This window comes from Acinetobacter sp. OYA S30 (assembly GCF_033599315.1).
GTDB lineage: Bacteria > Pseudomonadota > Gammaproteobacteria > Pseudomonadales > Moraxellaceae > Acinetobacter > Acinetobacter baumannii.
On record NZ_JAWVAV010000007.1, the window covers coordinates 119,112 to 128,405 of the forward strand.

The following is a 9,294-nucleotide window of genomic DNA, read 5'->3' on the forward strand; positions in this document are numbered from 1 at the left end:
GCTGCATTATGACATGAATCGTCGGGTTTGACGCAGCATAAAGTTTTTCAAGTCATCCAGATAAGTGAAAATGACGGGGACAACCACAAGAGTCAATAAGGTAGAGGTAATGACACCCCCAATTACAGCATGAGCCATTGGTGCACTTTGTTCACCACCTTCACCTAGACCTAGAGCTAATGGAACCATACCCATTACCATCGCACTTGTTGTCATCAAAATTGGGCGTAAACGGGTTTTGCCTGCTTGTAAAATAGCATCATAACGACTTATCCCATCTTCCATCGCTTTTTTAATAAAGTCGATAAGCAAAATCGCGTTTTTGGTTACTAGCCCCATCAGCATAATAATGCCAATAATTGAAAATAGATTTAGGGTACTCCTAAATAAGAATAAGGCCAGGAAGACACCAATCAGGGACAATGGTAAAGATGCCATAATCGCAGCAGGGTGAATAAAACTATTAAACTGAGAACCTAACACGATATAAATAAATACAATTGAAAGGGTAATTGCCGTTAATGCATAACCCGCAGATTCAGCCATATCGGCATTTGCCCCTTGAGTATCAAAGGTATAACCAGCTGGCAATTTAAATGCTTTTTGCATTTTATCGATATCTTGACCGATATCCCCACTTGGACGTCCTGAAGTGTTTGCTTCAATTAAAACTTCACGTTCAAGGTCACGTCGGTTAATTTGCGAAGCTCCAAGTTTTTCTTGGGTTGTGGCTACGGCGCTTAATGGAACTAAAATATTTTGCCCATTTGCATTGGTTTTATTCGAGTTGAGATATAGGTTCTGCACATCTTGGGGAAGCACACGTTTATTTTCATTTAAACGGATATTCACATCATAAGTTTCGCCGTCACGATCTTCCCATGTTGTGACATTGTCACCAGCAATGAGTGGTCGAATCGCATTCGCAATTTGAGAAACAGATAAACCTAAATCACTGGCCAGTACACGGTTAATATGTACACCTAAAGTCGGTTTAGGTTCTTTTAAAGAGCTTTCTAAATCGACCACACCATCAATTTTTTCCATTTCACCCATGAAACGATCCGAGATTTTTTGTAGTTCACTTAGGTCAGATCCTTTAATAGAAATCATAATTGGCTTTTGACCACCAGACACTGAGTCTTGAGCAGCAGCGACTGAAGTCACTCGGATGCCAGCTACACTTTGTAAACGATCACGGAATTCATTGTTGAGTGTTGTCAGGTCTGCGCTACGTTCTTGTTTTGGTTTTAAGGTGACCCCTAAACTTGCATGGTTTTTACCGGAGTCGACTTCACTGTTAACCACTCCATAAGTAGAAACGACATCAGGGAATTGCCTAATAATCTGATCAACCTGATGTAATTTTGCTTGGGTATATTCTAAAGAAGAATCAACTGGGGTTTCGAACTGAATACGAATTTCACCTTTATCTGGTGTAGGTACAAATTCGGTTCCGATCATTTTTGATAAGCCTAATGCCACAACCAATGAAACAATTGCAATAATGACTGTGATGAAACGAAAGCGTAAGGCAAGCTTTAAAAGCTTTTCATAGATATGCGTTAGGCCATCTAATAGATTAGAAATATAGTTAAAGAAACGTTGCAGTCGACTTTCTTTTTTCTTTACAGGATCTTTCCAGTGTGCGGAAAGCATTGGGTCGAGTGTAAAGCTGATGAACATGGAAATAAGAACAGCCGTACTTACAGTTACCCCAAATTGGTAGAAGAAACGCCCAATTAAGCCTCCCATAAATGCAACTGGTAAAAATACCGCCACAATGGTGAGTGTGGTTGCAAGTACTGCTAACCCAATTTCTTTAGTACCGTCTAAAGCCGCGGTGACATGGTCTTTGCCGAGCTCTGTATGTCTGACAATGTTTTCCCGAACCACAATTGCATCATCAATTAATAGACCAATACTCAGTGACAGGGCCAACAGTGTCATCATGTTAATGCTAAACCCAAATGCCCAGATGAATGTTAATGTGCCAAGTAGGGTAATCGGTAAGGTTAAACCTGTAATAACAGTAGATCGGAAGGAACCCAAAAAGAGTAAAACAATTAAAACCGCTAAGACCGCTCCTTCAATAATGGTACGAACAACGTCTTTAATTGAAGCACGAATACCTTTAGAGCTGTCAGCGACGACTTTATAATTCAAACCCGCAGGCATTTGAGCTTTTAGCTTCTCTAAGGTTTGATAAGTCTTGTCAACAACCTGAATTACATTGGCATCGGAACTTTTTAAAATATCGACAGAAACCGCTGTTCTTCCATTATAAAAAGCACTTGATTGCAGTTCTGCTTGAGTATCTTCAACGGTTGCTACTTGTTTTAGAAAAATAGGGGAACCATTTTTATTAGCAATAACTAAATCACCAAATCCAAGAGGATGGATGACTTTTGATTGAATCTGAACAACCAGTTCAGAATTCTTTTGTTGTAAGGTTCCTGCAGGTACTTCTATATTTTCATTTTTTAGGGTATTAATGACCTGATCAATACCAATACCATAGCTTTGTAATTGTTCAGGATGAACCTTAATCCGAATTTGACGTTTAGCATCACCTAGTAAATTGACATTACCCACACCAGAAACAGTTTTAAGCTGAGGTACAATTTTTTTGTCTACATAGGAGCTTAATTGAGCCAAGCTCATGCTATTCGATTCAAACACGACTGACATAATTGGGCTAGATGATGGATCGTAGCGTTGTACAATCGGTGTATCAATTTCATCGCGGAATTGGGCAATAACTGGAGCAATTTTGTCGCGAACATCTTGTGCTGCAATTGCCGAAGACGTATCAAGATTAAACTCTGCAATCACCATCGAAAGCCCTTCACTTGAGCGTGAAGTAATTTGTTTAATACCCGAAATGGTATTGATTTGATCTTCGAGTTTTTTGGTAATGTCCGATTCAACTGCTTCAGGTGAAGCACCCGCATATTGCGTAGTGACGACTACGAATGGGAAATCAATATTTGGAAACTCTTCAACGGTCATACGTTTCCAAGATGCTAACCCGAGTACCATTAGACTGAGCATCATCATGATGGTAAAAACGGGGTACTTCACACTAATTCGGGTAAACCACATAAGCTATTTGCTACCTTATTTATTTTTTTTCGGTTGTAAGCGTCACTTTTTTATTGATATCAGAATCTTCAAACTGGATACGACTTACCTGATCTGTACTTTGTAAACCCTGAACTAAAGCGATATTTTCGTTGTATCGTTGCTCAACCACTCGAATTTTGACTTTCTGAATTGTTTGATTGCGTATTACCCATACAAAAGGATCATGTTGCAGATTTTGAATACTATCTAAAGGAATGGTTTGTCCCTGATTGCTATCATTATGCAAAATAATACCGTTAATAAACGCACCAATACTTAATGAATCAATCGCTTCTTTAGGGCTCGCAAAGAATTCAATTTGTCGGCTGTCTTGGTCTGCTACAGGTGAAATACGGGTCAGTATGGCATGTAATTGTTTCGAGTTACCCTGAATCTGATACTGGATAGAGCTACCTACTTTTAAGGCAGATTGTTGTTCAATAGGTAGTTTCGCTTGTATTTCTAATTGATCTGGATTAACGATTTCAAATAATGTTTGTCCAACCGAAACGGTTTGTCCCGGTTCAACTTGTCGTTTCGTAATCACACCTGAAATGGGGCTGGTAATAATACCGTCTCGATCAGCTTTTTTAGCAATATCTACATTGGCTTGTTGAGCTCTAACACTTTCAAGTTGACCTTTATAATCCACCTGACTTTGTTCAAACTCTACACGGGCAATAAAGCCTTGATTGAGCAATCTTTGTTTTCGATTCATCAAATTACGTGCAAGTTCTGCTTGTGCCTGAGCAGAAGCAAGATTAGCCTGTGCCTGAGCTAAGCGTGCAGCGTTGTCTTGATTATTTAATCTAACTAAAACTTGGCCTTTTTGTACCTTTTGACCTACATTGGCTGTAACGGCAGTCGCTGTTGCACTAACTTGGGCTTGAATAGAACTTTGTTGTACTGCACGAATAGTTCCTGTAAAAGCGGTTTGAGCGGCGAGTGAGCCTTCTTTTACAGGAATTAAATCTTGAGGAATGAGTTCAATTTTTTTAGGTTCAGATGCTGTTGTTTTTGGTACTTCTTGCTGGTTACATGCAGCTAAGATTAAACTCAGACTGATCAAGCTTAATTTAAAAAAAGTAGAAGGGGTAAGATGCGTTGTGCGCATACAGCATCATCCTGTAATTCAAATTTTATTTTGCCCCTATTCTTGATAAAGCTGTAACCTTATTCAAGCTTTTTTAAACGTTCGATAATATTTTCATAATCTTTATTGGTGCGATTATAGGTTTTCGAAAGTATTTCAAGTGTTTGTTTAACCTTATTAATATTCATAAGATTGTTTTCAATCAAGGTTTTATGTCTTTCGGGAACTTGTTCACCCTTACGAAAATATTCCATTTCTTGCCGCTTAAATAAAATTTTGTCTTGTTGTAATTGGCTCAGTTGGTCCTGCTGATAATTTATTTGTTTTTTAATCGCCAATAATGCTTGGTCTCTTTTAATCGTCGCAGTTTTACTATTGCTATATGCTCTTTTTAATTTGTTATCTTCTTCTCTATATCGAGCTGATAATGCACGCTGTGAGGACTGATTTAAATCGGCTTCAGAATTATAAGGATGATTTCTTTTAATGACCTGCATATTCTGGTCGAGTGCTTCATATCCATAGCGAATATGAGCCGGCGTTACGGATGTACTAATATTCGCAATACCATGTTGGTCATAATAACGATACCAGACAGCTTTAGGAGTTGCATTGGCGGCCAACGTTGGGGAAGAGAAAAACAGTGTTCCGCAAGAGGCAATGCCTATAGATACAGACAAGCAGTTCCTATAAAAGGCATATTTCATCCGCTTATTCATAAAATTCCCCAAAAAAGAAAGGTAAGTCACTTATTTTTAAATAATTAATCTTAAATATATTAGTTATTATTTAACTGAATAAAAATATCGACATTATAAAAAAAATGATAATTTTTTTGAAAGTGTGATGAGGTTAAAAGTTATTGTTTATAAATGAGAAAGTAGACAAAAAGCTTTCATTGAAAATAGAAGTATAGATATGTTAAAAATGCGTATAAATCTGTAAAAACAAATTTAAGTTAAATTGCATTTATATTTTATGTTATGGGGATGGAAGATTAAATGGAAGATGCATTCCAAAATCTGAAAGTAATGGTTATTGATGACTCAAAAACTATTCGCCGTACCGCAGAAACTCTATTGCAACGCGAAGGTTGCGAAGTGATTACTGCTGTCGATGGATTTGAAGCTTTATCTAAAATTGCTGAAGCGAATCCGGATATTGTTTTTGTAGATATCATGATGCCTCGTTTAGACGGTTATCAAACTTGTGCTCTGATTAAGAACTCTCAAAATTATCAGAACATTCCCGTTATCATGCTCTCTAGTAAAGATGGTTTATTTGATCAGGCAAAAGGGCGTGTGGTAGGTTCAGATGAATACTTGACGAAACCTTTTAGCAAAGATGAATTGCTAAATGCGATTCGTAATCATGTAAGTTCATAATAAGTAATTTGAGGGCAAAAGAAATGGCACGTATTCTCATTGTTGATGACTCACCAACAGAAACTTTTCGTTTTAAAGAAATCCTAACTAAGCATGGCTATGACGTACTTGAAGCATCTAACGGTGCAGATGGTGTGACTTTGGCAAAAGCTGAGCAGCCTGACTTGGTATTAATGGATGTGGTCATGCCAGGTGTAAATGGTTTTCAGGCAACGCGCCAGATTACCCGTGATGAAGACACAAAGCATATTCCAGTGGTGATTGTGAGTACTAAAGATCAGGCAACTGACCGAGTATGGGGTAAACGTCAAGGCGCAATCGATTACTTAATCAAGCCAATCGAAGAAAAGCAATTAATTGATGTAATTAAACAATTTCTAAATTAACTCATCCATCCATAAAAACATAAATAACGGGATAAATACGCCCGTTTTATAGGATCGAGTATGGCAGCGAATGGATTTATCGAGTTACTTCGTTTGTCTAAACGGGGTAATAAGAATTACGCTTCAGTTCAAAATGAAGCACAGCGATGGTCAGGAATTGCTTTTGAAATGAGAGGGCAATACTTCGTCGCACCACTTGGGGAAGTGTCAGAAGTTATCTATCCACCGAAATATACACCAGTTCCAAATACTCAAAGTTGGGTCAAGGGATTGGCAAACATTCGTGGAAGATTACTTTCGGTATCTGATTTGGCTCATTTTATTTCAGGGCAGCGGAGTTCATTTTCGTCTACCCAAAAAGTGCTGTGTATTAGCCATCATGACCAGTATGTGGGGTTGGTTGTGGATCAGGTTTTGGGGATTCAGCACTTTAATAAAAAAAGTTTTTTTTCTCAGAGTTTAGACTTAGAGGAAAACCTAAAAGAATATTGCCAAGGGTATTTTCACCAACACAATCAACATTGGCATGTCTTTTTATTTAGTCGGTTATTGCAAAACCCACACTACATGAACGCATCGACAAAATTTATAAACTAATTTTTATGCTGTGAATGAACAGCGTATTTTTCTGGGGAGAAGCTGTATGGGCTTTAAACTTAAAAAGAAAAGTGGCAATCGCGGTGCTACCGGAAAATCGAGTGTCAATTTTATTGCAAAAATCCAGTCAAAAATTGAGCAGTTTGCCAGTTTATTTGGGGAAAGTGAAAAGTCCAAGCCTATCCTTTATGCAGCGCTGTTATGTTTAGTATGTGCGTTAATTTCATTAGCTTATCTATTTTATAATGTACCTCGTCATAACCAGCTAATTCGAAGTCTTGGTGAGTTACGTCTGTTATCTCAAACCATTTCTAAACAAGCAACTGAAGCAACAGAGTCGGGTTCTCAAGAGGCGATCACAAAGCTACAGCAATCTAAAAAAGACTTTGATGAGAACTTACTTGAAATTGAAAATATTCACGGTAAGTCGACCGATGAATATCAAAAAGTTGAGAAAATATGGGGTGAGGTTTCAAAAAATATTGATTTGATTTCATCACATCAACGAGTACTTAACCAGTTATATGATACCAACATCTCGATTAGTGAAACGGTTCCAGAGATTCAGGCAGAATATAACTTGATGGTCGATCAAATGGCTCGCCAAGGTTTGCCAAGTAGTCAGGTAATTATTGCTAAAAACCAGGTATTTATTGCAGAGCGTATTTTACGTTCGATTAACTCGGTGTTAAGTGGTACGGACGGAAATGTATCAACTAGTGACTTTAGTGTCGATATTGAGACTTTTGGTACCTATTTAAATGCTGAACTGAATGGTAATGCCGAGTTAGGTGTTGATCGTATTGCTGATCCGGCTTTACGTGAATCTTTAGAAAGTATTAAGTCTGAATATGACAAAGTCTTAAAATCTGCTGCTGCAACGGTATTAAAAAATGGTAGCCAGATTGTCAATGTTCGTCAGGCTTCTTCTCAGATTTTCTCTAAATCGGATGTAATGTTGGAAAGTCTAGGACATTTATCTGATGTTGCAAGAAAGAACTGGCTCACCTTATTTTTAGGTGCTGTTCTTATTCTTTCATTAGGCGGACTAATTTTCTCTGTATTCAAGTTAATTACACTACGTAGTGTAATGGATAAGCAACGTGTTGCTCGATTACAGGAAGAATATGACCGTAACCAGAATGCGATTTTACGTTTACTTGATGAAATTGCCGATTTGGCGGATGGTGACTTACGTTCATATGCAACTGTATCTGAAGACTTTACGGGTGCCATTGCCGACTCGATTAACTTCGCAATTGACCAACTGCGAGATTTGGTTTCACGAATTCATGAAACCTCTCAGGAAGTTGCACGCTACACACAAGATACGCAAAGTATTACTAACCAGTTAGCAGAGGCATCAGAACATCAGGCGCAAGAAATTGCAGGTGCTTCTACTGCCATGAATGAAATGGCACAGTCAATTGACCAAGTATCTGCCAACGCTTCTGAATCTGCGGAAGTAGCACAGCGTTCAGTACAAATTGCATCAAATGGTGCACAAGTGGTAAATCGTTCAATTGAAGGTATGGATACTATTCGTGAGCAGATTCAGGAAACTTCTAAACGTATTAAGCGCTTAGGTGAGTCTTCTCAAGAAATTGGTAACATCGTATCGCTCATTAACGATATTGCAGACCAAACGAACATCCTTGCATTAAATGCAGCAATTCAAGCATCTATGGCAGGTGAGGCTGGTCGTGGTTTCGCCGTGGTTGCCGACGAAGTACAACGCCTTGCTGAGCGCTCAGCATCTGCAACCAAACAGATCGAAACACTGGTTAAAACAATTCAGACCGATACCAACGAAGCTGTTATTTCAATGGAACAAACAACAACAGAAGTTGTACGTGGTGCGAATTTGGCAAAAGATGCGGGTATTGCACTAGATGAAATCCAAAAAGTATCGGGTGACTTGGCAAAATTGATTGCGAGCATTTCCGACGCAGCAAAACTTCAGTCAGCATCTGCGAGTCACATTGCAACCACCATGACGGTTGTACAAGAAATTACTTCGCAAACAACAACGGCAACGTTTGACACTGCTCGCTCCGTATCAGAGTTGGCGAATATGGCAGAGTCATTACGTGAGTCAGTAACGGACTTTAAATTACCTGACTAAATTGGGGGATAAGAATAGCTATTCTCATATCGCTATTCTTTTAAAAGTATGAGCAGCGCCAGACAAATATTGGGGAGATAGTTATTTTTCTGGTGTTGACTCTGTAGTTTTCCCCACTCAGGGGGTAAGCAAAAGAAGCCTTTGCTATGAAAGAAATATTAAAAACTTTAACTGAAGCAATGACGCTACCTGAAGATAGCTATTCTGAACAAGATGCTGAGTTTCTTGAGATCTTCATTGAAGAAATTGAAGAGATTTTTGTTGATTTGCAACCTTTGATAAATAAATGGATGCAGTCTGAGAATATTGCTACGCTCACTGAAATTCGTCGTCATTTCCATACCTTAAAAGGTTCCGGAAGAATGATTGGCGCTAAATCTTCAGCTGAGCTTGCGTGGACAGCCGAAGATACACTCAACCGGGTAATCAACCAAAGCTTACAATTAACGCCAACTATTCAGAGCTATGTGCAGTTAGTATTTAAGTTCTATTTCCTTAAATTAGTAGATAATTTTAAGCAAAAACGAGCACATACCTTAGATTTCAGACCTCTTATTTTATTAGGCCAACAACTACAACAAC

At 38.4% G+C, this 9,294-nt stretch carries 8 protein-coding genes; 5 read left to right on the plus strand and 3 right to left on the minus strand.

Features of this window, described 5'->3' with window-relative positions; genetic code table 11:
- Positions 1-6: 6 nt before the first annotated feature.
- Genes R5R67_RS05880 through R5R67_RS05890 form a run of 3 tightly spaced genes read right to left on the minus strand, consistent with a single transcriptional unit; the run spans position 7 to position 4,938 of the window.
- Positions 7-3,105, minus strand: a complete 3,099-nt coding sequence (locus R5R67_RS05880) for an efflux RND transporter permease subunit (RefSeq protein WP_002061396.1) — start codon at positions 3,103-3,105, stop codon at positions 7-9.
- Positions 3,106-3,124: 19 nt separating this feature from the next.
- Positions 3,125-4,240: an efflux RND transporter periplasmic adaptor subunit gene (locus R5R67_RS05885; protein WP_001260820.1), complete on the minus strand. Its 1,116-nt coding sequence runs from the start codon at positions 4,238-4,240 to the stop codon at positions 3,125-3,127.
- A gap of 59 nt (positions 4,241-4,299) precedes the next feature.
- Positions 4,300-4,938 (minus strand): hypothetical protein, encoded by a 639-nt coding sequence (locus R5R67_RS05890; RefSeq protein ID WP_031949092.1) that lies wholly within the window; start codon positions 4,936-4,938, stop codon positions 4,300-4,302.
- 282 nt (positions 4,939-5,220) lie between these two features.
- Here R5R67_RS05890 and pilG point away from each other — a divergent pair, with 282 nt between their 5' ends.
- From pilG to R5R67_RS05915, 5 genes are all read left to right on the plus strand, one after another.
- Positions 5,221-5,604: a twitching motility response regulator PilG gene (gene pilG / locus R5R67_RS05895; RefSeq protein WP_000389061.1), complete on the plus strand. Its 384-nt coding sequence runs from the start codon at positions 5,221-5,223 to the stop codon at positions 5,602-5,604.
- A gap of 23 nt (positions 5,605-5,627) precedes the next feature.
- Positions 5,628-5,990, plus strand: a complete 363-nt coding sequence (locus R5R67_RS05900) for a response regulator (protein WP_000101096.1) — start codon at positions 5,628-5,630, stop codon at positions 5,988-5,990.
- A gap of 60 nt (positions 5,991-6,050) precedes the next feature.
- Positions 6,051-6,587: a chemotaxis protein CheW gene (locus tag R5R67_RS05905; RefSeq protein WP_000729761.1), complete on the plus strand. Its 537-nt coding sequence runs from the start codon at positions 6,051-6,053 to the stop codon at positions 6,585-6,587.
- A 46-nt stretch (positions 6,588-6,633) separates the two neighbouring features.
- Positions 6,634-8,712 carry a methyl-accepting chemotaxis protein gene (locus R5R67_RS05910; RefSeq protein ID WP_000505931.1) on the plus strand — a complete coding sequence of 693 codons (2,079 nt, stop codon included), beginning with the start codon at positions 6,634-6,636 and terminating at the stop codon, positions 8,710-8,712.
- Positions 8,713-8,858: 146 nt separating this feature from the next.
- On the plus strand, positions 8,859-9,294 hold a 436-nt coding region (locus R5R67_RS05915; protein ID WP_318754779.1), incomplete at its 3' end, for an Hpt domain-containing protein.

Coding starts and splice junctions, on each gene's coding strand:
- R5R67_RS05900 (WP_000101096.1), top strand. CDS start 5,628: ATGGCACGTATTCTCATTGTTGATGACTCACCAACAGAAACTTTTCGT.
- pilG (WP_000389061.1), top strand. CDS start 5,221: ATGGAAGATGCATTCCAAAATCTGAAAGTAATGGTTATTGATGACTCA.
- R5R67_RS05910 (WP_000505931.1), top strand. CDS start 6,634: ATGGGCTTTAAACTTAAAAAGAAAAGTGGCAATCGCGGTGCTACCGGA.
- R5R67_RS05905 (WP_000729761.1), top strand. CDS start 6,051: ATGGCAGCGAATGGATTTATCGAGTTACTTCGTTTGTCTAAACGGGGT.
- R5R67_RS05885 (WP_001260820.1), bottom strand. CDS start 4,240: ATGCGCACAACGCATCTTACCCCTTCTACTTTTTTTAAATTAAGCTTG.
- R5R67_RS05890 (WP_031949092.1), bottom strand. CDS start 4,938: ATGAATAAGCGGATGAAATATGCCTTTTATAGGAACTGCTTGTCTGTA.
- R5R67_RS05880 (WP_002061396.1), bottom strand. CDS start 3,105: ATGTGGTTTACCCGAATTAGTGTGAAGTACCCCGTTTTTACCATCATG.